Raw genomic sequence first — 25,787 nt, forward strand, 5'->3', positions numbered from 1 at the left:
AAAAACCTCAAGCCACATTATAACATGAACCCAAACAAACAACATCACAGCGACGTTACCGTCATAGGTAGCGGTGCCGCTGGTTTATCACTGGCCTTGTCACTTGCCAACCATTGCCAAGTTACGGTTATTAGTAAAGGTGCACTGCGAGAAGGGTCGACTTTATATGCCCAAGGCGGTATTGCTGCCGTTTTCGACAAGCAAAACGACAGCATTGAGTCGCACGTTGAAGACACCTTAGAAGCAGGTGCTGGGCTGTGCGATCGTGAGGCTGTGCACTACACAGCATCGAATGCGAAGGCTTGCATGCGCTGGCTAATAGAGCAAGGTGTCCCTTTTGATATGGAAACCGATGACAAAGGTCATGAGCGTTACCATTTAACTCGTGAAGGTGGACACAGCCATCGCCGTATTCTGCACGCCGCCGATGCCACTGGTAAAGCAGTGCAAACAACGCTGATTGAGCGGGTGCAAGCACACCCTAATATTACCTTGTTAGAGAATTACAACGCCATCGACCTTATTACCGACGCCAAACTTGGCCGCGACGGCAAACATTGTCATGGCGTGTATGTTTATAACCGTGCCAAAGAGCAAGTAGAAATTCTCAGCGCTCGCTTTATTGCTTTGGCCACCGGCGGCGCCAGTAAAGTGTATTTGTATACCTCGAATCCTGATGTTGCCAGTGGCGATGGCATTGCCATGGCGTGGCGAGCAGGCTGCCGAGTAGCTAACATGGAATTTAACCAGTTTCATCCCACAAGCTTGTATCATCCAAAATTACAGAACTTTTTAATTACCGAGGCAATGCGCGGTGAGGGAGCTTATTTATTGCGCCCAGATGGTACACGCTTTATGCCGGAGTTTGACGAGCGCGCCGAGCTAGCCCCTCGCGATGTCGTAGCCAGAGCCATTGATTTTGAAATGAAGCGTTTAGGGGCTGATTGCGTCTATTTAGACATCTCCCATCGTGATAAAGAATTTATCATCGAGCACTTCCCCACCATTTACGCCAAGTGCCTAAGTGTGGGAATCGATATCACCAAAGAACCCATTCCGGTAGTCCCTGCAGCGCACTACACCTGTGGCGGCGTGATGACCGACTTTAACGGCAAAACCGACTTGGACAATCTCTATGCCATTGGCGAGGTCGCCTACACGGGTCTGCATGGAGCGAACCGCATGGCTAGCAACTCGTTGTTGGAGTGTATTGTCTTTGCCCAAGCTGCAGCCAAAGACATCGTCGCAAAATTGGGGTTACCCGCAGAGCCTAGCACCCTGCCCGATTGGGACGAAAGCCGGGTCACTAACTCCGATGAAGAGGTCGTCATTACCCATAACTGGCATGAGCTCAGGCTATTTATGTGGGATTACGTCGGCATTGTGCGCTCGACCAAACGCCTTGAGCGTGCACTACGTCGAGTAGAGTTATTGCAACAAGAGATCCATGAGTATTATGCGAATTTCCGGGTATGCAATAACTTATTGGAGCTACGTAACCTCGTCCAAGTTGCCGAGCTTATTATCCACAGTGCCTTAGCGCGCAAAGAAAGCCGAGGCCTACACTACACCTTGGACTACCCAGAGCGTTTACCGCATAGCCATATCACCGAGCTTAATCCTGCGACACTGGGTCGTTAAGGTTTTCGTTAACAGCCCGAGCTAAGTCACGAAACTGCTCGGGCGCCATCGCTTTATCCGCTATAAACACGTGCCGCTTAGCGCCGGTGTAGGTACTTTGCAAATGCAGCCATACTAGGCCATTGAATACCTTAGTCCCCTTTAATAGCTTGCCACTGAGCTCAATGCCTTGGCCATGCAATTCTACTTGCTGATTATCAATAGTAATAATGCCATAGCGCGGCCAGCAACGCTTATATACCCGCCAGCCATGCCAACTCGCGATCATGAGCACAATTGCACATAGCAAAGCCCATAACCATTGCGGCTGACTAAACACGAGTATTATGTAGATAAGCCCGACTAGCCCCAACAATGGCCGGTGATTCGCCGTATTGGCAGAAAATACACCTCTATACACGTACGCGGTCTAGAATGATTTTAACCATACGCGCAAGTTCTGCGTCTTCGCATTGCTCATGACCCATAAACCAAGCAAATAAATCGGGATCATCAGCCGCCAACAAACGTTGAAACGTCGCCTTGTCATCATCATTAAGGGAGTCGTACGCCTCTTCAACAAAGGGCATAAACAACACATCAAGCTCAAGCATGCCTCTGCGACACGCCCAACGTAAGCGTGCTTTACTGTCTAACTTCGCCATGGTTTACCTCTTTATGGTTTACTGCGCCGCAGTTTAGCAAAAACTGTTGCTACTCACAGCTATTTTGCGTCTATCGGGTGTCATCACTGCGACGCTTACGATACACTTGCGCTTGTCATTAGCTTGCGTACCTAAGGAGTCGTGTATGTCTGCATTTACTGTTTACGCAACAGATTATGTTGCGATCTACGTTAGTGGTGTTGATGCTAAATCTTACCTGCAAGGACAACTCACACAAGATATTAACCTTGTTGAGCCAAACACTTGGCTGTGGGCAGGGCAATGCAGCGCAAAAGGAAAGCTATGGGCCTGCTTTCGCATCGCAGCTTATCAGCAAGGCTATTTATTAATTTGTAGCGCCGATGAGGCCGAAGCAGCGCTGCGAGAGCTAAAGAAATATGCGGTATTTAGCCAAGTTGAAATCACCTCTATGACGCAACAGGTATCTGGCGTGTTAGGTGATAAACAAGCTCTAGGTGCGCACTTAGGAGTCAACCTTGATAATCCCGCGACCAACCTACCTGAAGGGTTGGTGCTCACTCTTGCCGATGACCGTTACCTTGTTGTAGCCGATGCCGACACCTTAGCACCCGCGCACTCAAGCGAGGCTTTTTTGTGCGCGCAAATTAAGGCCGCAGAGCCCAGCTTATGTGCTGCCGCAATTGATGAATACGTCCCGCAAATGGTTAATTTACATGCGCTTGGCGGCATCAGCTTTAGTAAAGGCTGCTACACTGGTCAAGAGACTGTCGCGCGCATGAAGTACCTAGGTAAAAACAAACGCGCGATGTTCGTACTCTCTGCGCAAGCAGACAGCAAACTAGCGCCACCGCTCACAGAGGGTCAAGTACAGCCAGTGGATTTAGAACGTCAGGTCGGTGACAATTGGCGTCGCGGTGGCACCTTGATAGCACAAGCGGTTGATCAAGGCAGGCTTTATGGCTTGGCCGTGTTGCCAAACGATCTTGAACTCGACAGTCAACTTCGTGCAAAACACGCACCTGAGGTGATGTTCAGTATTGAGCCACTCCCTTACTCACTCACTGAAGAATAATTGGGAAACGTTATGAATATAGCCGAGAAGAAAGTCGTAACTATGCACTACAGCGTAGTCGACAAAGCCGATAACACCATCGACAATACCTTTGATGGTGAGCCATTAGTCTTTATTGTTGGCACTGGCTTTTTGATCCCGGGCTTAGAGAATGCGCTAATTGGTAAACAAGCAGGTGATACCCTGAGTGTCGAAATCGCGCCGGAAGATGGCTATGGTGAGCGTCATGAGCAATTGATGCAGGCTGTACCTAAATCAATGTTCGATGGTATGGATATTGAGGTAGGCATGCAGTTCCGCGCCACCACTGATGACGGTGAGCAAACAGTTATTATCGTCGATATTCAAGGTGAAGATGTGATCGTTGACGGTAACCACCCACTTGCAGGTGTCCACCTAAAATTTGACGTGGAAATTGTAGATGTACGCGATGCCACCGCTGATGAATTAGCCCATGGCCATGTTCACGGCGAAGGGGGATGTGATCACGACCACGAATAGTTGTCTGTGACTCTTTAAAAAAAGGCGCTTAAGCGCCTTTTTTTAGCTTTGTTCCTGAGCCGGTAAGTGAGCACTAATGTGCTTAGCCAGATTATCAGCGTCATTACTGCCAACGCGATAAAATGTGCCGTCATGCAGCTCGATGGCTACAGCAGCAAAACCACTGGCATTGTATACCCAGCCATCATGAGTAATGCGAATGCCCACCCCATGACGAAACGAGTTACTGACAACAGCAACCGATTTAATCTCATCAAATGCGAGTCGCTTTTTAGCGATACCAGGGCCAAAAAACCATTCTACGCCCTGTTCATCTACACGCACTGTTAAGCCATGAAATAAAAATGCCAGTATCACTAAAATGGCCGCAAACAGCATCATCGGACCATCCCCTTCCATAAGATAAAAGGCTAATCCCAAAAAGCCGCCCACCCACAACAAAATAATGAGAATGGCCCAAGCAGTTTGCTTATGTTGATACATACTATTCCTTTTTGTGTCAGCGCAGCGCTAACATTAATTGAAACTATAGACGAAAGTGGCACTTAATTCTGAGTCGAAATTGCGCTTATCTTCTTCCGGTTTGGAGTTATAACGATATAAATAAGCAAATTTAAGTGATAACTGCCCCATAATTTGGCTAATCAAAGAAGTTTCTGATTTTAGCCGCGAATTCAGCCCTGAGAGTGACTGCTCAGCACTGATAAACTGATTAAAACGAGTACGTTTAGAGACCGTGCGCTCCCACTGTAAAGCTAAGCGCAATAAATACCCGGTTTCACTTTCAGTCGGCTCTTCACCTTCTTCAGCGGGTTTGCCCTCAGAGCGATATAGACCTGGGCCGATGTCAAAGTCGACGGTGTTTTTCACCCCTTTGTAGAGACGGTTACCATAGCCGGTTGCCACTGTGGCCTTGTACTCCAAACCACTAAATTCATCTTCCTCGTAATCGGCGTAAAAGAACAACGAGGCGTTTTTTTCGCCTACTTTGTAGTTCGTTTGTGCAGAGCCAAAAAACCGTTGCGCCGAAATAGTTTCTTCGCCGGTTTCAGCATCAACATCACGACGGTATAAAGAGTCAAATTTGAACTGATTGCGCCAATGGGTGAAATCTTGGTAAATATTGCTACGTAGCTTAAAGCTCGTTGAATCGGTGTTACCTCGAGTCACGATAAAGCCAAACTCGGCGTCGCCGTAAAACATTTCACCTTGGTGAATTTCGTGGATTTCTGCATCCGTCAACTGTCCGTATTCATGAAAGTCTTCAAATGGGTCAACGGCCCAACAACTTACACTCCAACAAGCAATTAATAGAGCGATAAAACGCATAGTTAGTGCTTACTCTTTCCAAATAACGTGACAAAATGGCGCATCTTTATCACGGCTGATCAATACCCGTGCGAATACCAAGTCTTCATTCTCCAGCTCGAGCCCGATGCTCACTTCGCTGTAAAACTCCGGCTCGATTTCCATCGCCACAATCCCTTGCCATTGCTCACTTGGCGCACTTTCTTCTATAAACCCCAGAGCCTCACGATGCTCGTTAAAATCGTTGATGTCCTGCTCGGACAAGTGCTCAGGTGCAAGCTCCAAGAATACTTCATAGGCATGATGAGTTATTTCTTGTTCAGTGAATAGGCGCGGCCCTGACATGGTGCTGATCCCGTTGATGCTTATTTCTGGCGATAATAACAAAACTTGATAAGAATGTGCATTGTCTCGCGACCAATAAAAAGCCGGGAAACTCCCGGCTCTTAGTGCACTGCTTTATACTTTAGCTATTAATGCCGAGTCGCCTCTTAACACCCTCGCGCATATGCTGAATATAGGTGTAAAACAAGGGCACAAATAAGGTACCAAACACAGTCGCGGCAATCATGCCTGACATCACTGTGACACCTAAAGACACTCGACTTGCCGCCCCTGCGCCACTTGCCAACACCAGCGGTAACACACCTAGGACGAAAGACAAGGCCGTCATTAAGACCGCTCTGAAACGCTGCGATGCGGCTATCTGCGCGGCATCAAAGATACTCTGCCCCGCCTTGCGTTGCTCCATAGCAAACTCAACAATCAAGATAGCTGTCTTAGTCGACATACCTATTAGCAGTACAAAGCCGACTTGGGCGTAGATGTTGTTCGTCATTCCCACCGTAAACAAGGTAGCCATGGCCCCAAAAATAGCCAAGGGTACAGCGGCTATGACCGCAAACGGAATCGTCCAACTCTCGTACTGCGCGACTAAGAACAAGAACACAAAGAGCACCGCCAGTGAGAAGAGTACCGGCGCGAGGTCGCCCGCTAAAATTTCTTGTCGTGTTTGCCCTGCCCAATCAAAAATATACCCATTGGGCAACTGTGCAGAGAGCTCCTTCATGATCGCAATGGCATCCCCACTGGAATAACCAGGTGCAGCACTGCCGGTAATACTGGTACTTCTATATAAATTGAAGTGGTTCATACTGGTAGGGCCAAGAATAGGCTTCAGCGTGGCTATGGTCGTCAGAGGGACCATATCCCCCTCACTATTGCGTACATAGTAATGCTGCAAATCAGCAGGTTCAGCACGGAATTGAGCCTCAGCTTGAATGGTGACCTGATAAGTACGGCTAAACTGATTAAAGTCGTTCACATAGAGCGAGCCTAACTGCGCTTGCAGGGTTAAGAAGATATTGCTCAAGGTGATCCCTTGTGCTTTCGCTTTATTGCGATCGACCTCTAAAAAGTATTGCGGCACATTGGCGCGGAATGTACTAAATACATTCTGCAGTTCAGGGCGTTGGTTGGCATCGTATATCAAACCATTCATAACTTGCGCTAGCTCGGCTGGGTCTCTACCTTCGGAGTCTAATAATCGATACTCAAACCCCGAGCTATTGCCCAACCCTGGGATAGGCGGTGCATTAAAGACCATAATCTGGGCATCTGGCATGGCCCATAACTGCCCTTGGATACGGGTAATAATCTGTTTTAAGCCCATATCTGGTGCCGTTCGCTGCTCCCAGTCTTTGAGCACCATAATGCCCAACGCGTTGTTTGAGCCAGCGCCACCTAGTAAAGAGAACCCGGAGACGCCAATAAAATCTTCAGTGGCTGGATCTTGCATGATCACATCGCTGATTTTCTTTACCACAGCATCGGTACGATTAATCGCGGCGGCATCTGGCAACTGCACATCAACAAAGACAAAGCCTTGGTCTTCTGGGGGCACAAATCCGGTAGGTACATTAGTAGCAAACCAACCGGTAGCAACAAATAGCGCCACCACAACAATACCTATCCGCCCTGCTCGTTTGAGCATAAACCCAACCACACCGGTATAACTCTTCGTGGAGCGGGTTATGGCGTTTTCAAAAGGTCGTAACCATTTTATTGGCTTCATTTTTTCAGCTGACAACAACAAACTACAGAGCGCCGGGCTCAGTGTCAGGGCATTGATTGATGAAATCAGTACAGCAAAGCTAATGGTGACAGAAAATTGCTTGTATAACTCTCCGGTGATCCCTGGCATAAAGCCTACGGGTACAAACACCGCTAACAGCACCAACGTTGTGGCCACAATAGGCCCGCTCACCTGCTCCATGGCTTTGGTCACTGCTTCCTTAATGGGTAGCTTGTCCTCTCTGAGTATGCGCTCAACGTTTTCTATCACGATGATGGCATCATCCACGACAATGCCGATCGCCAGTACTAAACCAAATAACGTAATCAGGTTAATGGAGTAGCCCATCGCCATCATCGCCGCAAAAGTACCAATGAGCGATACTGGGATCGCCACAGTTGGTACCAAGGTGGCACGCCAATTTTGTAAAAATAGAAACACCACCAAGATGACCAATGCCACCGCTTGATAAAGAGTTACCACCACCTCATCAATGGAGCGGTTAATAAACTCAGTGGTGTCATAAGGCACTTTGTATTCAAGGCCATCAGGAAACTGCTTAGACAGTTCCGCCATACGTTTTTTAACTTGCTCAGCAACCGCCGTGGCATTGGCGTCGGTGAGCTGATAAATAACAATAAAACCGGTGTCTTTTTGATTGAATGTAGCACTACCTGAATAGCTTTTTGAGCCCCGCTCTATGCGCGCGATGTCTTTAAGGCGCACAAAGTTACCGTCCAAATTAGCACGCACAATGGTTTGTCCGAACTCATCGGCAGAGACAAGGCGCCCCTGAGCTTGAATCGCATATTCGAATTGTTGGTTGGGGAGCGCCGGAGCGGCGCCCAGCTTACCGGCGGCGACCAAGGTGTTTTGCTCCTCCAGTGCAGCCTTCACTTCCGCCACTGTTACTCCTAGGGAGGCCATTTTATCTGGCCGTAACCAAATACGCATGGAATAGGTTTTCTCACCCATCACCTCAGCAGAGGCAACCCCAGGGATACGCCCGAGTGGCTCAGTAAGGTAATTAGTGGCGTAGTTACTTAAGAACATAGCATCCATATTGGGGTCTTCTGAGTACAAACTTATGCCCATCAACATGTTGCTAGATTTTTTCTTAACCGTTACCCCCTGACGGCGTACTTCCTGAGGCAAACTAGGTTCTGCCAACGCCACCCTGTTTTGCACATTCACTTGGGCCATATCGGTGTCCGTACCGACATTAAAGTAAACGGTGATGGTTGCCGAGCCATTGTTACTGGATGTGGACTCGATGTACATCATGTCTTCGACGCCATTAATTTGCTCTTCAATGGGACGAATAACTGTCTCTTCAATGGTTTGTGCGCTGGCCCCGGGGTAAATCGCGGTCACCGATACCTGCGGCGGCGTGATTTGCGGATACATATTGACGGGCAGCTGGGTCAAAGAGATAAGCCCAGCCAATGTAATAACAATGGAGATCACCAGCGCCAGTTTGGGCCTGGATATAAAAGTTTTACTGATCATCCTCGACTCGCTTATTGTTGGTCACTGATGGTGCCGGTTTTGGCGTCGACTTGTTTGACAACAGGATTTACTTCCACCCCTGAGCGCACTTTTTGTAGGCCTTCGACAATAACCCGCTCGCCTTGCTCAATACCTGATTTAACCACCCACATGGCATCGATGCGTCGACCCAAATCCACCAAGCGCTGCGCCACTGTATTGTCACCTTTGACAACCAAGACAAATTTGCCTTGTTGATTTTCCTGCACTGCTGCTTGCGGCACCAAGGCTTGCGACTGCTTATCTTGACTCTCAACCACTAAGGTCACAAACAAGCCCGGCATTACAATGCCATTGGGGTTATCAAATTTGGCACGTAACTCAACCGTCCCCGTGCTACGGTCAATTTTAGTGTCGGCAAAATCCAGCGTACCCGGCTGTTCAAAGTCAGTATCATTGGGTAAGCGCAGGCTTAAGTCTAAAGGGACATCTTCAGGGCTATTATTAGTTTGCTGATGCGACTGTTGGTAACTGATGTAATCGGATTCCTCTACTTGAAAACTAACATAAATGGGGTCGATATCTGTTAGTTGTGCCAAGGCACCGGATTGTGGGTTAACGATATTGCCCACATCAAAGCTCACTTTACCTATGCGGCCACTAAATGGCGCGTCGATAGTGGTGTAACTGAGGTTCAGCTTGGCCTTTTCTAACGCCGCTTCACTAGACTTAACAGCGGCTTGGGCTTGATCTAAGTTCGTTTGCAATTTGTCTAAGTCTGCCTCAGAAATAAACCCATCTTTGGCAATTTCACGCCCTCGCTTAAGATCTCGCTCAGCTCGAGAGGCCGCTGCACGATTACTTTTTAAGGACGCTTCAATTTCACTCACACTGGCGGTGTATTCCGATGCATCAATTTTAAATAACGTTTGGCCTTTTTCTACATATGCGCCCTCACGGAAAGTCCGCTCAATGAGTTCACCCTCAACTCGAGCACGAATATCTGCCTCCTGAAAGGCCTCGGTGCGAGCGACAAACTCGCGATAATTACCAACCTCTTGCATCGCCACTTCATAAACAGACACCGCCGGCGCTGGCATGCTCTGGTTTTGTTGTTGCGGTTCAGAGCAGCCCACCAAGGCTAACGAACAGAGCCCAGCTAAAACTGAATGATAGAAATACTTTGGGCCCGAAGGGGATAAATGCATCGCGTGTCTCCTTAGAATCGTTATGTCGCTAGCAATGTTGTTTTCAATGGCCAGATAGGCGCTCAATAGACTGACATAAAATAAATCTAGTTCCCTGAGAAATATAGACTATTTTGTAACTCACTGTATTTAAGTTATACCGATATTTAAAAATGAGTACAGTGCATTGCGCAAGCAGAGTATATCAAGTGCTAGTAACGGGAACATGACATCAATCAGATGTTGAGGTAAATTGATACTGGTCAGAGGAGATAATAATGATAACACTAACCACTGCTAAGCAAGTCGCCTATGTAACCTTGGCTAATGAAAGTAAACGTAATGCACTGAACTTTGAGATGTTCAAACAACTTGATGGGGTGATTAAACAAATCAAGAAGCAGCGTGATTTGCGAGCGGTGATACTTCAAGCACAAGGGCCGGATTTTTGCACTGGGCTAGACGTTAAAAGTGTGATCAGCAAACCCACCGATATCTGCAAATTGCTGTTTAAACCGCTGCCAGGCAACCAAAACCTCGCTCAACGTGTGGTGCTGGGGTGGCAGTCGTTAAGTATTCCCGTAATTGCTCTACTACAAGGGCGATGTTGGGGTGGCGGGATGCAAATAGCCTTAGGCGCTGATATTCGCATCGCCAGTGAGGATGCTAGCTTAGCGATCATGGAGTCACGCTGGGGGTTATGCCCCGATATGGGGGCAAGCTTAGTGCTTCCAGGAGTCCTCAGTGCCGACAATTACTTACAGCTTGCCATGTCTGCAGAGCCTGTTACAGCGCAACAGGCCCTCAATTTAGGCTTGGTATCTTATGTTGATAACAATTTGCAGCAACGCGCTGCACATATCATCGACACCTTTAGCGCGCGTTCACCGGATGCCATCAGTGCAATCAAACGGTTAACGCAAAGCGCTTACCGACAGCCCCATCGTAGACTATTGGCTAAGGAAACTTTCTCGCAAATTAAACTGCTGATGTGTAAAAATACCCGTATTGCTATTAAAAATGCTTCGCGCAAGGATGATTCCTTCGATGAGTACCAACCGCGTCGGCGCTGGTAAAAAGATCATTAAACACAGCGCTAGATTCATGTTGAGTGCTGCTATAATTAGCGCTTTTCTATTCTCAGCCCATGCCCTCAGCGACTACTTCTCAGTGAGCTTCCCAGCACCACTCAGTGCCATGCTAGCGCTATTCTTAGCTTTGCAATTAGGCATTGTTAAACTGCACTGGCTTACTAGCAGTGCTCATCCCTTACTTAATTATATGCCGCTGTTTTTTGTGCCCGCAGCCGCTGCCATTATAGAGCATGTCGAATTGGTCGCCCGCTATTGGTTGCCACTGTTGTTGTGCTTAGTAATCGTCCCGCTGATTGGCCTGTTTATCATCGGGACGATAATGCAACGTTTGGGTAAAGAGCAATGATGTATTTGGCTATCCCTATGACAGTGGCCTTATTTTTAGCGTTTCGAGCCCTGCACACCAAGGTACGCTCGCCACTATGCAACCCCGTCTTGCTCACTATTGCCGCCTCAGTATTTATCTTGTCGGCCTGGCACATCGACATCAACGAGTATCGCGCTCACACACAAATTTTCGATTATCTTTTGGAGTTGGCCGTCGTTGCTTTAGCAGTGCCACTTTATAAGCAAATCCACCAGTTAAGGCGACAGCTTTTATTGATGTTTATCGCTGTGGCTGCCGGAATAATCACGGCCACCACCACCGCCGTTGTGATCACCTCTTTGCTTAGGGTACCCGAACAATTGCAGGCCTCCCTTGCTAGCCTTGCAGTCACTACCCCTATCACCTTACTTGTCACCGAGCAGTTAGGCGGACTTGGCAGCATTGCCGCATCCATGGTCATTCTCATTGGTATTGTCGGTGCTATTGTTGGCTTCAACACGCTTAAGCTGACTGGCATCAATCATAAGGGGGCTCAAGGCGTGGCCCTCGGCGGTGCTTGCCATGCCATTGGCACCGCCACCGCTATTGCCGACAATGAAACCAGCGCCGCCTACGCCTCGGCAGCCATGGCGTTAAGTGCACTGCTCTCGCCTATCATCGTGCCTATCTACTACCCTTGGCTTGCCAGCTTAGTGCTTTGACTATCTGAGGCATTATTACTGGCCGGTTGCAACACCTTCTTGGCTCCTGAATGCTTTCTTACGTTATTTAGGTACCGATGTAGTGGCGAATGCGGTGTTAGCAAAGCAAGCTAAAGAGGAAGGAGGCTGGTTGGTCAAAACCACCCGAGCTAATAAGCGTGAGATTACGCCTTGCATTATGCTGCAGGCAATAAAAAACTCCCCGACCAATACTGATCAGGGTTTCTTAAATCGTGGTGCTTAGATGCGGACAAAATTGTCTGGAGCAATTTTGGGCAATGGTAATTGCCCGCAAAGCGGTGAAATACATGGATGTATTTTACCATCGAACCACCCGAGCTAATAAGCGTGAGATTACGCCTTGCATTATGCTACAGGCAATAAAAAACCCCGACCATTACTGATCAGGGTTTCTTAAATCGTGGTGCCCAGAGGCGGAATCGAACCACCGACACGAGGATTTTCAATCCTCTGCTCTACCGACTGAGCTATCTGGGCAAAAGTTTTTTCATAAAAATGGCGCCCATTGAGCGCCACCTTTAATAATGGTGCCCAGAGGCGGAATCGAACCACCGACACGAGGATTTTCAATCCTCTGCTCTACCGACTGAGCTATCTGGGCAAATGAATGGTGCCTGCTGCCGGAGTCGAACTGGCGACCTACTGATTACAAGTCAGTTGCTCTACCAACTGAGCTAAGCAGGCACACAAAACTGTGTGCAAAAGCACGTGCTTCTGAATTGTCAAAAACACCTTTAATAATGGTGCCCAGAGGCGGAATCGAACCACCGACACGAGGATTTTCAATCCTCTGCTCTACCGACTGAGCTATCTGGGCGTGCGGCGTATTAAACGGTTTTTAGGGTATCAAGTCAACCATTTTTTAAAATAAACAAACCGTTTGCACAGTTTTCATGCAAACCGAGATTTATTGACGAAAATCCCGGCTAAGTTGCTACTTTTCAGGTGGTCTGTAACCTTCAATTTCTACATCTTTACCTTCAAACAAAAAGCCAACCATTTGCTCTTCTAAATAGGTACGATGCTCCGGATCCATCATATTTAGATGCTTTTCGTTAATTAACATGGTCTGCTTCTTTTGCCACTCATCCCATGCTTGTTGAGAAATATTGTTGAAGATCTTCTCGCCTACTTCACCAGGGTAAAGTTGAAAAGCAAGTCCCGGAGCTTCTTTTTGCAGCTTCTGACAAAATACCGTACGTGCCATGTTTATCCTCATTTACGATTATCTAATACATATTGCTCTGTAGTGTAACCTAATGCTTAAACACTCGCACCTGCAAGGTGCTGCTTTAGCTGTTTCAATAATTTCTTTGTCGGTGCTGCTAGCCCCACCTCAGGTTGCTGCGCTAGTGAATAAGTTAGTACTGCGCGCTCTGCAAGCTGTTGTATGGGTTTGTGCAAATGCACAACAATAGGCTCTATAGTTAACTGAAAGTGTGAAAATACATGGGTAAATGGCTCTAACCTATGTTCTTTACCGCTAATACCATTGATTGCCATAAACTCTTTAACCCCATCCTGGTTCGCAAACTCGATAAAGCAATGTAGCCCTCCCCAAATGCCTTGATCGGGGCGCTTTTCCATGTAGGTGTGCCCTTCATAAACGGGAATAAACATTACGCAATGCTTCTTCGGCACTTGCTTTTTGGGTTTTGAATGTGGGAACTCGTTTACTTTGTCATTGATTCGCGCCTGGCACTTATCATTGAGTGGGCAGGGCTGACAGTCATATTTACTACGTGAGCACAGGCTTGCTCCCAAGTCCATCATCGCCTGATTAAACTGAGTGACACCGTGCTTTGGCGTTAATTGCTCGCTTAGATGCCAAAGTTGGTTTTCCACTTTTTTGACACCATACCAGCCCTCAATCATAAAAAACCGCGCTAATACCCGCTTTACATTGCCATCGAGAATCGCATGATGCTCGCCGCGCGATAGGCTTAAGATAGCACCCGCAGTAGAGCGCCCTATCCCAGGCAGAGCCATTACTTCTTCCAAGGTGTGCGGAAACTGACCCTGGTACTGCTCACAGATCAACTGTGCGGTTTTATGTAGATTACGTGCTCGAGCGTAATACCCCAAACCTGTCCAATAATGGAGAACCTCATCTTGCGGCGCTTCAGCCAACGCCTCAATAGTCTCAAAACGCGCCATAAAGCGGTTGAAGTAAGGGATCACCGTAGCAACTTGCGTTTGCTGCAGCATAATCTCTGATACCCAAACTTTATAGGGTGTTTTTTCTAGCTGCCAAGGCAGCGTCTTGCGACCATGTTTGTCGTACCAATCGAGTACTTGAGTGGCAAACCAATCACGCGTGCTTTTACTTATTTCCACTACTTTTATAACGCCCCTGTACATATTTGCGCTCAGTCTATAATTGTGCAGGTAAATATCAATACCCTTTACTTGTACTTCCTCTTACAACTGGGGATAATACGCACCCATTTTTACAGAGACAGCCAAGACCATGAGTGAATCTACGCAACAAGCATTGGAGCAAGCACAGCGCGAAGGAAAGTATATCCGTAAGGTACGCAGCTTCGTAAAACGCGAAGGCCGACTGACCAAAGGTCAAGCAGCGGCACTAGAGAAATGCTGGCCGACAATGGGGCTTGAGCATCAAAATGGCTTACTTGATTTCAGCCAAGTGTTTGGCAATGACAATGATGTTGTTCTTGAGATCGGTTTTGGCATGGGTAAATCGCTTGTAGAAATGGCTAAAAACGCACCAGAGCAAAACTTTATCGGCATCGAAGTTCACCGCCCTGGAGTAGGTGCTTGCCTGATGGACGCTGATGCCGAAGGCGTTACTAATTTGCGCGTTTTTGAACACGATGCGGTGGAAGTGTTAGCGGACTGTATCAGCGATGAAAGCCTAGCTAAAGTGCAATTGTTCTTCCCCGATCCATGGCATAAAAAACGTCACCACAAACGTCGCATTGTGCAACCTGAATTTGTCGAAAACCTGCGCAGCAAACTAAAAATTGGCGGGGTCTTTCATATGGCGACAGATTGGCAAAACTATGCTGGACACATGCTCGAAGTAATGCAAGGCAATAGCCATTTTAGCAACCAATCAAGCACGAATGACTATGTACCACGTCCAGATTTTCGCCCACTAACTAAGTTTGAGCAACGTGGCCATCGTCTTGGCCATGGTGTTTGGGACTTAATGTTTGAGCGCGTGAAATAATATGGTACTGAGCAACCCGTCGCAGATCCTACTGCGCAGCCCTGAGCTGTTAGTCGCGCAAACCATTTTAGTGGTCAATTTTAACTGTGATGGGTTTGCAAGCGAACTGCGTGAGCTGAACCCAACAGCTGATATTCATTTATTCTCTTATAACCAAGCGAATGGCGACTTTGCACAACGCCAAGCCCAGCAACATCAGGCCCAAACTCTGGTGTCTCATGAGCTTCCTAAACACCGCTTCGACTTAGTAATTTACTATTATCCTAAGGCCAAAGCCGAAGCTTTAATGACCTTAGATAATATTCGTGCTTGTATTAATGATGATGCGCAGTTACTGGTGGTGGGGGAGAAAAAAGGCGGCGTAAAATCCATTGATAAACAGCTAAAAGGCCTCGCTCATGGCCATAAGGTTGACTCTGCCAAACATTGTCAATTATACCAATACAGCGATATTACCCCGCTGCCCGAGTTCGATATCAGTCGCTACGAAAAGCGCTTTTGTCTTACTCGCAGCATAGCTGGTGAACAAGTGAGCTGTGATATAGTTAGCCTACCGGGTGTATTCAACCATGGCCAACTGGATGATGGTACGGCGTTGTTACTGGATAACTTACCTGATTTAACTAACACCCAATCCTTACTTGATTTTGGTTGCGGTGCCGGAGTTATTATCAGCTTTTGCTTGAAGCGCTTTGCCCACATTCAAGGCAGTGCCTTGGATGTAAACGCCTTAGCCGCATATGCCAGTGAGCAAACCCTTCGCGCCAATGACCTGCAAGGCAATATTGTGCTCAGCGATGGCCTAACCAACATCAACGAGCGCTTTGACATCATCGTCAGCAACCCGCCCTTTCATACCGGGCTAAAGACCGATTATGATATCACCGCTCGCTTTTTTGCCAGCGCGAAAGTACACCTGAATAAAGGCGGTGCGCTTACTCTAGTCGCTAATAGCTTTTTAGCCTACCCAGAGCAACTACAGCAACAATTTAACACTCACCAAACAATTGCTAAAACGAAGCGTTTTGCGGTGTATCAAAACCAATAGCATAATTACGCCGTGGCAGTTGTCTTAGATGGCTTACACGGCGCTGCCAATCCCCGTTGACCGATGTTTCTTGAGCATTATAGAAATACAAATATAGTCGCCCACCTTTTATTAGGTAGATAGCATTTTGGCTAAATTCCTTCATTAGCTTCTTGCCATAGCTGCGAGGTGCTCGCACTAAGGCGCTGCGCTCGCGATAGGTCATCTCTTGGTTACCGCCAAAACCCCAGTGCAGGTCAAAGCCTGCGAGCCGTTTAGCCAAGCGCTGCGTATGTAAGCGATTTTGTCTTTGTCCAAGGCGCAGCCCCTGCGGATTCCAAGCGGTTATAATAAACCCAGACGCGATATAACTAGGTTTTTGAGCAAACCAGAAGTAAGGATTTTCATAGGCCGCTAAGGTATCCTTATCTATGCCGACAAAAGTGCTTTTATTTATGCATTTTTCTGATTTTAACATTCGACTATTCAATGATTTGCTAAACTAGTTTAATGTTGTAACACAGCTATTAGTGAACCGCGCACACTCATGAGTATTCAAGGCTCAACAACTAGTATAAGAAAGGCATTGATCTACGCGGTCATGTCTGTTGCGTCATTGTCGCTCATTTTGTCTATTACTATTTCTACCTACATTGACATTCAAGAGCAGCGAGAACAGCTGGAAGAGCGCGTAGAAACCTTTGCCGAGCTCACCGCTTTTAACGCTCAAGTGACGGTTCTTTTTGACGACAGCAAAACCGAAGAGCAGCGCCTACAAGCCTTTCAGGCTGTAGAGGCAATAAAAAACATTCATATTTATCGTATAGATGAATTCAATGACGAAGTTGAGTTTTTTGCCAGTTATAACGCCCCTCGCACGCCACCAGTGCCAGTAAAAACTAAACGTCTCGAGAGTATCGGTAAGGGAGAAGTCGAAGATGGCCACTTAGAAATCATTAAAGCCATCACCAACCAAGACAACACCATAGGTTATGTGTATGTTCGAGCCAGTTTAGAGAGTATTGAGAATTACCTGCACCGCAAAATAATTATCGATATTATGTTGAGCGTAGCGGTGCTGGTTGTTGCCTATGTTATAGCGCGTATTTTCCAGCGCCATATCGGTAATCCTATTGATACATTGAGCCAGTTACTGCAAGACGTTGCCAAAAACCGTAACTATACCGTTCGCGCCCCGAGCAGTAATATAGCAGAACTCAATCAGCTGGCGCTAAGTGTCAACACCATGCTGCGGCGCACAGAAAAGCAAATCGAGCGTAATGAGACAGATAAAAAAGAAATAGAAGCCCTAAACCAGAGTCTTGAGGAAAAAGTGAACCTGCGCACCGATGCCCTGCGCGACGCTAACCAAGAGCTACTCAGTACGCTAGAGCGGATGCACCAATATCAGAATCAAATTGTTGAAAATGAAAAGATGGCGTCACTGGGGCAAATGGTTGCGGGTGTCGCTCACGAGGTCAATACCCCTTTGGGATTGGGGATAACTGCCTCAACATTAATGCGTGACAAGCTCGGTGATATTCGCCATTCATTTGAAGAAAAAACACTCACCTCGCAACAGCTAGGGCGCTTCTTGGTAGATGGTGAAGAAAATCTGTCGTTGATTTATCGCAACCTTAACCGCGCAGCCGAGCTTATCGCCAGCTTTAAAAAAGTCGCTGTGACCCAAGATAGTGAGAGCATCACCGACGTTAATTTAAGCGCGCTCATTGGCGAGGTCATGATTAGTATGCGTGCCGACCTTGATGACATTAGCCCGCAGATAAACGTGCACTGCCCCGAGGATTTACATATCCAATCAAAGTCTGGGCCTATCCAACAGATACTGCAGCAGCTTATCAGTAACTCTCTTATCCATGCCTTCAAAGATCACCCAGATCCACGTATAGATATTGATGTACAAACCGACTCCGGACAGCTGCAGATTGACTACCGAGACAATGGTAGCGGCATCAGCGAAACATTAAAGCCCAGGGTCTTTGATCCTTTTGTGACCACGAAGCGAGGCTCTGGCGGCAGTGGTTTAGGCTTACACCTAGTCTACAACCTCGTAACTCAAGCACTTGGCGGCAAGGTGCTGCTTGCTCCTGAGCATAAACAAGGCAGTCACTTCATAGTTCAGATCCCATTAAGTGGGGTACAGTAGTATGCGTGTAGTCTGTTTAGCCGCCTTGATGTGCAGCCTATCTGCTCAAGCAGGAACGCCCGATCAAGTGCGCTCGGCGCTGCTTTTTCAAATAGCCAAGTTTATCGACTTTACTCATGTTCAGTCTGATTCGGTGCGCTATTGTTTTACTAACTTAAGCAAAGGGCCTGGTGCATTTCTTGCGCAACAACAGAACTTATTGATACGTGGACAACCAATTGCCATAACCGAACTCAGTAAAAGTTCACAAAATGATGAACTTTCTCGGCAATGTGACATCACATACTTTGATGGAAAAATAGAGAATGATATACTGTCGCCTTGGATCAAAACTCGGCCTTTAACAACATTCACCGTTGGCAGTAATTTCGAGTTCCTTGAGCAAGGCGGTGTGGCTGCCTTAATTCAGGAAGGTAAGAAGATTCGACTGTATATCAACAGGGAGCAGCTCGAGCAAGTAAGCTTTAAAGTACAAGCCAGGCTGATGACAGTATCTAAGTTTTATCCAAATTGATTTTACTTGTTAACATTTAGATATACTCCTATAATCGCAAGTATTCGCGGAATTCTCGTTTTTCCGGTTTTTCTGTAAATAAAATATTCCGAAAAGGTTAATTAACAATGCAAACGCCAGTCATTCTGATCGTAGAGGATGAAGACGTAACCCGCCTGAACCTCGTTAGCTTATTTGAAGCGGAAGGCTACACTGTAGTTGAAGCCATTGATGGTGATGATATGCATGATAAGCTCACCACCAATGATGAAATTAACCTGGTTGTTATGGATATCAACTTACCAGGTAAAAATGGCTTGATCCTCGCCCGTGAATTGCGTCAAAAACGCAATGTTGGTTTGATTTTCTTGACCGGCCGTGACAACGATGTCGATCGTATTTTAGGTCTTGAAATTGGTGCGGACGATTACATCACTAAGCCATTTAACCCACGCGAATTAACTATTCGTGCCCGCAACCTTATTTCTCGCACAGCAGCCAGCAAAGATGACCCTGCACTTGAGTCTGATGGTGTGCTTAACTTTAACGGTTGGGAATTAGACGAAAACAGCCGTTGCTTAACGTCTCCGGCGGGTGAATCTAAGCGCTTACCTAAGGGTGAGTATCGCGCATTACGTCTAATGTTAGACTCACCAGGTCGTATCTTTAGCCGCGAGCAGCTGATTAAACATATGACTGGCCGTGAGCTTCGTGCTAACGACCGTACTGTTGATGTGACTATTCGTCGTATCCGTAAACACTTTGAAAGCGACGCCAGCACGCCTGAGCTGATCAGCACCATCCATGGTGAAGGTTATCGTTTTATCGGAAAAATCGACAGCAACTCGTAATTACTGAGCTAACTGAGATAAGAATGACTGAAGGGCCTTGAGCCCTTCTTTTATTTGCCCATCTAACTGCGTTAACCATTGCTGGCGCTGTTCTTGTTCAACCTGCTGACAATTATTCTCCATTTCCTTGGCCTGCAACTGCACCGCTTTGAGTCCCACTGAGCCTGCGGCTCCTTTCAATTTATGGGCGACTGATTTGTACTCATCCACATCACTGGCAAGGTTATCTTGCATTTGCTGCTGATACCCAGGTGCCAACTTTGCAAACAAGTCAACGCTGCGGGCAAAGGCTTTCGCCCCCATAGAATCCAAGAATTCAGAGATAATCTCTCTATCTAGGTTTATCTCATCCACATCGAGTGCTTGCGGCGATGCAGCATCGACTAGTTGTTTGGCTGCTGCCTGCTGTGCACAGTCTTTTCCAATACCAAAGAGCGTCGCTAGCATCTTATCGAGTTTGTTGGTATTAATCGGCTTGGCGAGTGAGCCTTGCACTTTAATGCCCCGTAGCTCTTCCTCAGCACTGCGCACGTTTGCGGTTAACACCACTATAGGTAAATTATCAAAATGCTCATCGGCGCGGATTTCACGAGCTACCACATCACCATTAATATCGGGCAATTGCATATCGAGTAACACTAAATCGAGATCATCCTCTGTTTGCACAAAAGACAGCGCATCCTCACCGGTTTCAGCCCAAATGACCTCGTGCCCCCGTTGCTCAAGCAAGTTGGTAGCAATTTCGGCATTCAAAGGAACATCCTCGACCAGAAGAATATTTAGACTGGCACAATCATATGTTTCTAATTGCGGAGCTTGCGTCAGCTTAAGAGGAATATGTACTTTAAAGCTACTTCCTTCACCCGCCATCGAGCTGACTTGAATATCCCCACCCATTGCTTTAACTAAGGCTTTAGTAACCGCAAGGCCGATCCCCGAACCTATAGCATTGGCGCCACTGGCATCCGGCGCTTTGTAATACATATCGAAAATATGCCGTAGCTGCTCTTGTGGAATACCTATGCCTGTATCTGTAACACTTAACTCAAGCCATACTTGTTTGCCAGTGTCGTGGCGACGACAGCCCAAGGTCACCCCGCCGTGTTTGGTAAACTTCACCGCGTTGTTGATGAGGTTCCAGAGCACTTGACGCAAACGCGTTGGGTCTATTTCTGCGTAAACGTCCAAGTCGCCTTCACGGGATACATCGAAAGACAGTGACTTTTGCTCGGCTATGAGCGAGCCAAAATTCACCACATCATTTATAAAGTCTGTGACACCGACCGGTTCGGTGACAATATCAAGTTGCTCTCTGTCAATCTTGTCTAAATCGATAATGTCGTTAAAGATGTTGCCTAAGGTTTCAGCACTTGAGAAGACCGTATTGCACCAACTGCGTTGTTGTTTCGTTAATTCAGTATCAAGCAGCATACGAGTGAGGCCAACAATACCATTCAAAGGGGTGCGCAACTCATGAGACAAAGTAGCAATGAATTTACCTTTGTCTTTGTAAGCAGTCTCGAGCGCCTGTTCAGCTTCCTTACGGCTCGTGATATCACGGCCGAAAGCAAGTAGACCAATATATTCGCCGTCGTCATTAATAAAGGGTAGCTTGCGCATTTCAAACCAATGGGGCTCTCCATCCACAGGGTACTGAACGTCTAGCGTTATGGGTTCATGCGTCGTTTCTACTTGATGGTCGGTGCGTAACACCTCAGGTAGCAACTGCGGTGGGTAAATATCTTCGGCAGTTTTGCCAATTAAGTCGCCTGAACTGCGATTCATCACCTTTTCAAACATTTTGTTGCAGCCGGCAAACACCCCCTGTTGGTCGCGGTAATAGAATAAGTCAGGGGACGAGTCGACAATTGAGCGCAATAGCATGCCTTGTTGAGCTAGCTCTAGCTGCGTTTTCTTGCGCTCTGCTATCTCACGACGCAACTCTTCAATAGCCCGATGCTTAGCATTGAGCGCCATTTTACGCTCATCAATCTCAGTATTAAGTAGACGAATATTGTCTTTCAGTGACTGGTTTAATAGCTTTTCTTGCTTCGTGGCGGTTTCCAAAAACTTTTGCGAGTCTTGCAGCTGTGCCACTGATTGCAGCACCACCATAATCACCACAGGTGCGGTAATGGCCGTGAAGAACACCACTGCGAGTACATCCAGTAGGGTCACTTCACCGGTGGCAACGTAGTAATACATTGAGCCAAGGATCAAGGCCGCGACGATAAACACACCATAAACAATAGCGGCTGCGTACCAGATCCCAAATCGGGCAAGGAGATTAGTTAATACACGAACCCAAGGGCTCAGGGAAGAGTCAAACATAAAAACAGGGGTTTTGCTACAAACCCCTTTATTGTAATCAACTTAGAGTGCCTTTGGCAGTATCTGCGTTGAGATTCTTGCAAACGAGCATACGCCGATGCGTTTGCCGCCTTTTGCGAGTACGCCTTTTCGCATGTTCGTGGCGCCACTGGCTTTTAAGGTTAACTCAAAGCGCTGTGAATCAATATCCGTGCTACCACTGGCAGTTGCAGCTCCGGTGTTGCACTGCATTTGTCCGAGCTTATGGTAATTAGAGCGGCTAAATGGCGTGGACGAATTCACTAATGGTCCGGCGGTTGTGGTATTGATGGCTTGCTTCCATGGCGCTAATTCAACGTTAATCATGTCATTACGGAGCATGATTTTGTCTTCATGAGTCAAGAAGTAACTGTCAAAAGGGCCAAACTGCATTGCTGTAGCCATAGAGTCATTGCTTTGGCGTAAGTCACCAAGCCATAGCCCACCCTCGCCAAATACTTGCATCTGCATGTACTCGCCTTCATCACTTTCACTGCTGATGCGGGCATAACTGTCACTATCGAGACCAAAAATTAAATTACTGCTGTTATCAATACCGGTTTTAATTAGACGCGGCTGATTACCATACTTGGCTACTTTAGTATCCAAGGTGCCCCAGTTAAACAAACCTAGCACGCCCGATTGCATATAGCTTAGTTCACGGCTGTTTACCACTGAGATACAGTCCACTCCCAAGCGACAAGCTTCAAAACCATTGCTGTAAACCGTGGGTCGCCCAGTCAACACCTGCACGCCATCACCAGAGAGTACAGTGGCATTGTTTTTACCACCGACCAAGGCATGTACTGCATCACCCTGCGCGGCGACCATTAATTGCCCTTTTGCCACCATATCCTGTATTTTTGTTAGCAACTCACTGGGCTGGTTAGCATTTTTATAAAACGCATGATATAGCAATAGCGGGCTTGAATCGGCTATAAACACCGCGTCAGATTTACGCAGAAGGTTATATAGCTTCTCTGGGTCGCGACACAGTTTTTGCTGCTTTTGATAAAGATCAGGGTATAGCACATCACGGCGGAAGCTCGCTAACTTCGACACCTGATAATCAGCCAAGCTATCGCACAACTTGGTATCTTGAGCACTCATTACCGTTTGCATAGCCCCATCGATAGCGAGCCAATGCGCTTCAAAGCCAAGCTGCTCAAATAAGGACTGATAATAATCAACATCGCGATAAGGGTCGCGACTGCCACCGGTGATAAAGGCAACACGTGGTTTGCGTTTGGCATCGGCAATCTTTTGCGCATCACTAAGCAGCTGCGCAAACGCCTCTTTGGTTACCCAATTACGCGTGCCCTGAACATCAACTTCGCCTTGGCGACGACGCTTACCATTCGCTTGTTTTTGCTCGAGTAAATCAAAAAAGTTACGCTGTTCGAAATCAAATAAGTTAAACCAAAATTCACGTGCTGATATATCGCTGCCAGTAAGGGTGAAATCACTGCGGCGCAGATAACGTTCGAATTCACGTTGGCCGAATGCTTCATCATTAAAATGCTTTTTCGCCGCATTTAATAACTCGACTGCCTGGGCGCGAATATCGGGCTGCTCGGTCCAGGCCATATCGGCAATACGGCCTAGGCCTTCTTCTGTAATTTGATAAATTGGCTGTTGTTTATAAGTATCCTTACTTAAGCTTTCGCGGGATTCAGAATTACAATATCTCAGCCTTTCGCTGGAGCACACCTGCAGGTCGTCAGCAAACAACATCAGCTGAGGCTTGGCGAACGCAGCAACACTACAGCTACTTAACATCGCCACAGTGGCGGCTTTTTTTAGAATTGATTTCATCGGACTGGTCATTATTGTTATTTTGCAAGTTATGGGTGTAAATAGCGCGTCTTAACAGCAACACACAATGTTAACAATTACTGGACAATAAAGGAAGCATGTTGTCGCCACTTAGCTGCCAGCATTGCTTTACATATCTCTTCTTTGGCTTTTTATCCTGCAACTTTGAGCCGCTCCACATTTGCGCATTTTCAGGTAGAATGTCGCCTTTTCGTTGCTTCAATAATGAGGAAGGCTATGCCACATCCAATGCCAGATATCGCCAACACCAGCGCGTCTTCAGTACATCATACGCTTGATTGGGTGGGTATGAGCGCCATTGAAATACCTTTAAAAATTGCGACCAAGGGCATGGCAGCAACCGTTATTAATGCCAAAGCACAAGCCTTTGTGAACTTAATTGACACCCATGCCAAGGGCATTCACATGTCGCGCTTATTTTTGGCACTGGACCAACTTTCTAATGAGCCCAGCGTGACTCCTGCGCAACTCAAAACAACCCTTGATGCGTTTATCAGCTCCCATGACGATATTAGCGATAGAGCGCGACTCAGCCTCAGTTTTGAGCTTCCATTGCGCCGCAGTGCGTTGCTAAGCGATAACAGCGGCTGGAAATTCTATCCCATCACCTTAGACATGCAGTTAAATCAAGGGCAGCTGCGTGTTGAAGCCGGTGTTGAAGTAACCTACTCGTCTACTTGCCCCTGTTCAGCAGCCCTTGCAAGGCAATTGATTCAAGAAAACTTTAAACGTGACTTTGACGCCGAGAACTTGAACTTTGAACAAGTGCTAAAGTGGCTGGGCACAACAGAAGGGATCAGCGCCACCCCCCATTCTCAACGCTCCGTCGCACAAACCAGGGTATTATTGGATGCGCAGCTTGGCGAATTTGACTTCGTCGCCATCATCGATGAAATTGAGCAAACACTAAAAACACCCGTGCAAACCGCCGTGAAACGAGAAGACGAGCAAGAGTTTGCACGATTAAATGGCGCCAATTTGATGTTTTGTGAAGATGCCGCTCGTAAGGTGAAAGCAACGTTAGATGAGCGGGCAGACGTGCTTGATTTTTGGGTTCGCATTAACCACTATGAGTCGCTTCACGCCCATGACGCCGTAGCTATCACGACTAAAGGCCTGCCCCAGGGTTATCAACCCTAGCCAATTCAATTTTAGGCACGTTTATTGCTTTAATGTAAGCGTGTCAAAAATTCGTTTTGGAGTAAAAAATGGAATTCGCGCTTTTATCTATATTGGTGCTGGTTGTTGTTGCTTCCGTGGTGGCTTCCAAGTTCACTGATAATAACGAAAACCCTTATCCTTTCGTTCGTAAAAAAGAGATCTATACGCAGGTTGAGAGCGCCTTTCTATCGCTTCTAGAGCGAGCGGTTGGCGATAACTACCGGATCGTCAGCCGAGTCAAATTAGCAGATGTCATTGATTGCAAGGCAGGACTTTCTAGCAAATCACGGCGTATTGCCATGACTAAAACTAAGAACAAGCAACTCGACTATGTACTGTTAGATAAACAGAAAATGACCATAGTCGCCGCCGTAGATCTGGTCAATAATGCCAATAAAGACGGCCACAAGGCACAGCGCGATTGGTTTGTTAGCGGTGCCCTAGAAACCGCCGGTATTCCTCATATTCGTATGAAAGTAAAAAGCGGCTACCGCGTTGAAGATGTACGTAACGCCATTTTATTTAAGATTGGCAAGCCAGAAACAGCAACAAAACGTAAACCGACGCGCACGCCAACGCGCCCAGCAGTGCTCTCGCCTTCGCAAGCCAAAGCGCAGACTAGCGGCTCAGCTCTCGCTACATCGACCCAACTTGCAGAGATCTAAT

Annotated in this window: 25 protein-coding genes and 4 tRNA genes; 13 read left to right on the top strand and 16 right to left on the bottom strand. The window is 47.1% G+C overall.

The window, feature by feature from the left end; all coding sequences use genetic code 11:
- The first annotated feature begins 24 nt into the window (after nt 1-24).
- On the top strand, nt 25-1,641 hold the full coding sequence (nadB, locus tag MHM95_RS15710) for an L-aspartate oxidase (protein WP_022944106.1): 1,617 nt from the start codon (nt 25-27) through the stop codon (nt 1,639-1,641).
- Here the strand turns inward: nadB and MHM95_RS15715 are convergent.
- Nucleotides 1,616-2,041, bottom strand: a complete 426-nt coding sequence (locus tag MHM95_RS15715; RefSeq protein ID WP_082079264.1) for a protein YgfX — start codon at nt 2,039-2,041, stop codon at nt 1,616-1,618. The two genes, nadB and MHM95_RS15715, sit on opposite strands and share 26 nt — an antisense overlap.
- Nucleotides 2,034-2,285, bottom strand: coding sequence for a succinate dehydrogenase assembly factor 2 (locus MHM95_RS15720; RefSeq protein WP_022944108.1), 252 nt, complete (start codon nt 2,283-2,285; stop codon nt 2,034-2,036). Before MHM95_RS15720 ends, MHM95_RS15715 begins: the two co-directional genes overlap by 8 nt.
- Nucleotides 2,286-2,430: 145 nt before the next feature.
- On the opposite strand from MHM95_RS15720, the gene MHM95_RS15725 reads away from it, so the two are divergent.
- A complete protein-coding gene (locus tag MHM95_RS15725; RefSeq protein WP_022944109.1) occupies nt 2,431-3,339 on the top strand; it encodes a folate-binding protein YgfZ in 909 nt (302 codons plus the stop codon).
- 12 nt (nt 3,340-3,351) lie between these two features.
- Nucleotides 3,352-3,840, top strand: coding sequence for a peptidylprolyl isomerase (locus MHM95_RS15730; protein ID WP_022944110.1), 489 nt, complete (start codon nt 3,352-3,354; stop codon nt 3,838-3,840).
- Between the two features lie 42 nt (nt 3,841-3,882).
- Here MHM95_RS15730 and MHM95_RS15735 read toward each other — a convergent pair whose 3' ends face one another.
- From MHM95_RS15735 to MHM95_RS15755, 5 genes are all read right to left on the bottom strand, one after another.
- Complete coding sequence (locus tag MHM95_RS15735; RefSeq protein WP_045978551.1) at nt 3,883-4,323, bottom strand: hypothetical protein; 441 nt, start codon at nt 4,321-4,323, stop codon at nt 3,883-3,885.
- A gap of 33 nt (nt 4,324-4,356) precedes the next feature.
- Nucleotides 4,357-5,169 carry a DUF481 domain-containing protein gene (locus MHM95_RS15740; RefSeq protein WP_045978550.1) on the bottom strand — a complete coding sequence of 271 codons (813 nt, stop codon included), beginning with the start codon at nt 5,167-5,169 and terminating at the stop codon, nt 4,357-4,359.
- A gap of 9 nt (nt 5,170-5,178) precedes the next feature.
- On the bottom strand, nt 5,179-5,493 hold the full coding sequence (locus MHM95_RS15745; RefSeq protein ID WP_022944113.1) for an HI1450 family dsDNA-mimic protein: 315 nt from the start codon (nt 5,491-5,493) through the stop codon (nt 5,179-5,181).
- A gap of 121 nt (nt 5,494-5,614) precedes the next feature.
- Nucleotides 5,615-8,731 (bottom strand): multidrug efflux RND transporter permease subunit, encoded by a 3,117-nt coding sequence (locus MHM95_RS15750; protein ID WP_239385731.1) that lies wholly within the window; start codon nt 8,729-8,731, stop codon nt 5,615-5,617.
- An 11-nt stretch (nt 8,732-8,742) separates the two neighbouring features.
- Nucleotides 8,743-9,918, bottom strand: coding sequence for an efflux RND transporter periplasmic adaptor subunit (locus MHM95_RS15755; protein WP_239385732.1), 1,176 nt, complete (start codon nt 9,916-9,918; stop codon nt 8,743-8,745).
- A gap of 257 nt (nt 9,919-10,175) precedes the next feature.
- Here MHM95_RS15755 and MHM95_RS15760 point away from each other — a divergent pair, with 257 nt between their 5' ends.
- Genes MHM95_RS15760 through MHM95_RS15770 form a run of 3 tightly spaced genes read left to right on the top strand, consistent with a single transcriptional unit; the run spans nt 10,176 to nt 12,020 of the window.
- Nucleotides 10,176-10,973 (top strand): crotonase/enoyl-CoA hydratase family protein, encoded by a 798-nt coding sequence (locus tag MHM95_RS15760; protein ID WP_152441097.1) that lies wholly within the window; start codon nt 10,176-10,178, stop codon nt 10,971-10,973.
- Nucleotides 10,945-11,337, top strand: a complete 393-nt coding sequence (locus tag MHM95_RS15765) for a CidA/LrgA family protein (protein ID WP_022944117.1) — start codon at nt 10,945-10,947, stop codon at nt 11,335-11,337. The genes MHM95_RS15760 and MHM95_RS15765 overlap by 29 nt, the downstream gene beginning before the upstream one ends.
- Complete coding sequence (locus MHM95_RS15770; RefSeq protein WP_239385733.1) at nt 11,334-12,020, top strand: LrgB family protein; 687 nt, start codon at nt 11,334-11,336, stop codon at nt 12,018-12,020. Before MHM95_RS15765 ends, MHM95_RS15770 begins: the two co-directional genes overlap by 4 nt.
- Before the next feature lie 422 nt (nt 12,021-12,442).
- On the opposite strand, the gene MHM95_RS15775 is transcribed toward MHM95_RS15770, so the two are convergent.
- The 6 genes from MHM95_RS15775 to mutY all read right to left on the bottom strand — a co-directional run bounded on the left by MHM95_RS15775 (nt 12,443) and on the right by mutY (nt 14,402).
- A tRNA-Phe gene (locus MHM95_RS15775) sits at nt 12,443-12,518 on the bottom strand.
- A gap of 48 nt (nt 12,519-12,566) precedes the next feature.
- A tRNA-Phe gene (locus MHM95_RS15780) sits at nt 12,567-12,642 on the bottom strand.
- A gap of 7 nt (nt 12,643-12,649) precedes the next feature.
- Nucleotides 12,650-12,725 (bottom strand) — tRNA-Thr (locus MHM95_RS15785).
- A gap of 57 nt (nt 12,726-12,782) precedes the next feature.
- Nucleotides 12,783-12,858 (bottom strand) — tRNA-Phe (locus tag MHM95_RS15790).
- Between the two features lie 117 nt (nt 12,859-12,975).
- Entirely contained in the window at nt 12,976-13,248 is a 273-nt protein-coding gene (locus MHM95_RS15795; protein WP_022944130.1) for an oxidative damage protection protein, read from the bottom strand.
- Between the two features lie 56 nt (nt 13,249-13,304).
- Nucleotides 13,305-14,402, bottom strand: a complete 1,098-nt coding sequence (gene mutY, locus MHM95_RS15800) for an A/G-specific adenine glycosylase (RefSeq protein ID WP_239385734.1) — start codon at nt 14,400-14,402, stop codon at nt 13,305-13,307.
- Between the two features lie 109 nt (nt 14,403-14,511).
- On the opposite strand from mutY, the gene trmB reads away from it, so the two are divergent.
- The gene (gene trmB, locus MHM95_RS15805) at nt 14,512-15,237 is read left to right on the top strand and encodes a tRNA (guanosine(46)-N7)-methyltransferase TrmB (protein WP_239385735.1); all 726 of its coding nucleotides are present in this window, start codon (nt 14,512-14,514) and stop codon (nt 15,235-15,237) included.
- Nucleotide 15,238: 1 nt separating this feature from the next.
- Nucleotides 15,239-16,285: a methyltransferase gene (locus MHM95_RS15810; RefSeq protein ID WP_239385736.1), complete on the top strand. Its 1,047-nt coding sequence runs from the start codon at nt 15,239-15,241 to the stop codon at nt 16,283-16,285.
- On the opposite strand, the gene MHM95_RS15815 is transcribed toward MHM95_RS15810, so the two are convergent.
- Nucleotides 16,248-16,742, bottom strand: coding sequence for a DUF3293 domain-containing protein (locus tag MHM95_RS15815; protein ID WP_239385737.1), 495 nt, complete (start codon nt 16,740-16,742; stop codon nt 16,248-16,250). The two genes, MHM95_RS15810 and MHM95_RS15815, sit on opposite strands and share 38 nt — an antisense overlap.
- Nucleotides 16,743-16,811: 69 nt before the next feature.
- Between MHM95_RS15815 and MHM95_RS15820 the strand changes: the two genes are divergently transcribed.
- From MHM95_RS15820 to arcA, 3 genes are all read left to right on the top strand, one after another.
- Entirely contained in the window at nt 16,812-18,431 is a 1,620-nt protein-coding gene (locus MHM95_RS15820) for an ATP-binding protein (RefSeq protein WP_022944135.1), read from the top strand.
- Nucleotide 18,432: 1 nt separating this feature from the next.
- Nucleotides 18,433-18,945, top strand: a complete 513-nt coding sequence (locus MHM95_RS15825; RefSeq protein ID WP_026110996.1) for a YfiR family protein — start codon at nt 18,433-18,435, stop codon at nt 18,943-18,945.
- 107 nt (nt 18,946-19,052) lie between these two features.
- Nucleotides 19,053-19,775 (top strand): two-component system response regulator ArcA, encoded by a 723-nt coding sequence (arcA, locus tag MHM95_RS15830; RefSeq protein WP_022944137.1) that lies wholly within the window; start codon nt 19,053-19,055, stop codon nt 19,773-19,775.
- Here arcA and arcB read toward each other — a convergent pair whose 3' ends face one another.
- Nucleotides 19,776-22,106: an aerobic respiration two-component sensor histidine kinase ArcB gene (arcB, locus tag MHM95_RS15835; protein ID WP_239385738.1), complete on the bottom strand. Its 2,331-nt coding sequence runs from the start codon at nt 22,104-22,106 to the stop codon at nt 19,776-19,778.
- Between the two features lie 42 nt (nt 22,107-22,148).
- Nucleotides 22,149-23,939: a hypothetical protein gene (locus MHM95_RS15840; RefSeq protein WP_239385739.1), complete on the bottom strand. Its 1,791-nt coding sequence runs from the start codon at nt 23,937-23,939 to the stop codon at nt 22,149-22,151.
- Between the two features lie 237 nt (nt 23,940-24,176).
- Here MHM95_RS15840 and folE2 point away from each other — a divergent pair, with 237 nt between their 5' ends.
- Both folE2 and MHM95_RS15850 read left to right on the top strand, forming a co-directional pair.
- Nucleotides 24,177-25,100 carry a GTP cyclohydrolase FolE2 gene (folE2, locus tag MHM95_RS15845; protein WP_239385740.1) on the top strand — a complete coding sequence of 308 codons (924 nt, stop codon included), beginning with the start codon at nt 24,177-24,179 and terminating at the stop codon, nt 25,098-25,100.
- Nucleotides 25,101-25,168: 68 nt separating this feature from the next.
- The gene (locus MHM95_RS15850; RefSeq protein ID WP_239385741.1) at nt 25,169-25,786 is read left to right on the top strand and encodes a DUF2726 domain-containing protein; all 618 of its coding nucleotides are present in this window, start codon (nt 25,169-25,171) and stop codon (nt 25,784-25,786) included.
- Nucleotide 25,787: the final 1 nt, after the last annotated feature.

This window comes from Pseudoalteromonas sp. CnMc7-15 (genome assembly GCF_022347925.1).
Taxonomy (GTDB): Bacteria; Pseudomonadota; Gammaproteobacteria; order Enterobacterales; family Alteromonadaceae; genus Pseudoalteromonas; species Pseudoalteromonas ruthenica.

Coding starts and splice junctions, on each gene's coding strand:
- MHM95_RS15760 (WP_152441097.1), top strand. CDS start 10,176: ATGATAACACTAACCACTGCTAAGCAAGTCGCCTATGTAACCTTGGCT.
- MHM95_RS15755 (WP_239385732.1), bottom strand. CDS start 9,918: ATGCATTTATCCCCTTCGGGCCCAAAGTATTTCTATCATTCAGTTTTA.
- MHM95_RS15720 (WP_022944108.1), bottom strand. CDS start 2,285: ATGGCGAAGTTAGACAGTAAAGCACGCTTACGTTGGGCGTGTCGCAGA.
- MHM95_RS15810 (WP_239385736.1), top strand. CDS start 15,239: ATGGTACTGAGCAACCCGTCGCAGATCCTACTGCGCAGCCCTGAGCTG.
- MHM95_RS15765 (WP_022944117.1), top strand. CDS start 10,945: ATGAGTACCAACCGCGTCGGCGCTGGTAAAAAGATCATTAAACACAGC.
- arcA (WP_022944137.1), top strand. CDS start 19,053: ATGCAAACGCCAGTCATTCTGATCGTAGAGGATGAAGACGTAACCCGC.
- MHM95_RS15825 (WP_026110996.1), top strand. CDS start 18,433: ATGCGTGTAGTCTGTTTAGCCGCCTTGATGTGCAGCCTATCTGCTCAA.
- MHM95_RS15850 (WP_239385741.1), top strand. CDS start 25,169: ATGGAATTCGCGCTTTTATCTATATTGGTGCTGGTTGTTGTTGCTTCC.
- MHM95_RS15725 (WP_022944109.1), top strand. CDS start 2,431: ATGTCTGCATTTACTGTTTACGCAACAGATTATGTTGCGATCTACGTT.
- MHM95_RS15840 (WP_239385739.1), bottom strand. CDS start 23,939: ATGAAATCAATTCTAAAAAAAGCCGCCACTGTGGCGATGTTAAGTAGC.
- MHM95_RS15820 (WP_022944135.1), top strand. CDS start 16,812: ATGAGTATTCAAGGCTCAACAACTAGTATAAGAAAGGCATTGATCTAC.
- MHM95_RS15770 (WP_239385733.1), top strand. CDS start 11,334: ATGATGTATTTGGCTATCCCTATGACAGTGGCCTTATTTTTAGCGTTT.
- MHM95_RS15735 (WP_045978551.1), bottom strand. CDS start 4,323: ATGTATCAACATAAGCAAACTGCTTGGGCCATTCTCATTATTTTGTTG.
- arcB (WP_239385738.1), bottom strand. CDS start 22,106: ATGTTTGACTCTTCCCTGAGCCCTTGGGTTCGTGTATTAACTAATCTC.
- trmB (WP_239385735.1), top strand. CDS start 14,512: ATGAGTGAATCTACGCAACAAGCATTGGAGCAAGCACAGCGCGAAGGA.
- MHM95_RS15815 (WP_239385737.1), bottom strand. CDS start 16,742: ATGTTAAAATCAGAAAAATGCATAAATAAAAGCACTTTTGTCGGCATA.
- MHM95_RS15750 (WP_239385731.1), bottom strand. CDS start 8,731: ATGATCAGTAAAACTTTTATATCCAGGCCCAAACTGGCGCTGGTGATC.
- MHM95_RS15730 (WP_022944110.1), top strand. CDS start 3,352: ATGAATATAGCCGAGAAGAAAGTCGTAACTATGCACTACAGCGTAGTC.
- MHM95_RS15795 (WP_022944130.1), bottom strand. CDS start 13,248: ATGGCACGTACGGTATTTTGTCAGAAGCTGCAAAAAGAAGCTCCGGGA.
- mutY (WP_239385734.1), bottom strand. CDS start 14,402: ATGTACAGGGGCGTTATAAAAGTAGTGGAAATAAGTAAAAGCACGCGT.
- folE2 (WP_239385740.1), top strand. CDS start 24,177: ATGCCACATCCAATGCCAGATATCGCCAACACCAGCGCGTCTTCAGTA.
- nadB (WP_022944106.1), top strand. CDS start 25: ATGAACCCAAACAAACAACATCACAGCGACGTTACCGTCATAGGTAGC.
- MHM95_RS15740 (WP_045978550.1), bottom strand. CDS start 5,169: ATGCGTTTTATCGCTCTATTAATTGCTTGTTGGAGTGTAAGTTGTTGG.
- MHM95_RS15745 (WP_022944113.1), bottom strand. CDS start 5,493: ATGTCAGGGCCGCGCCTATTCACTGAACAAGAAATAACTCATCATGCC.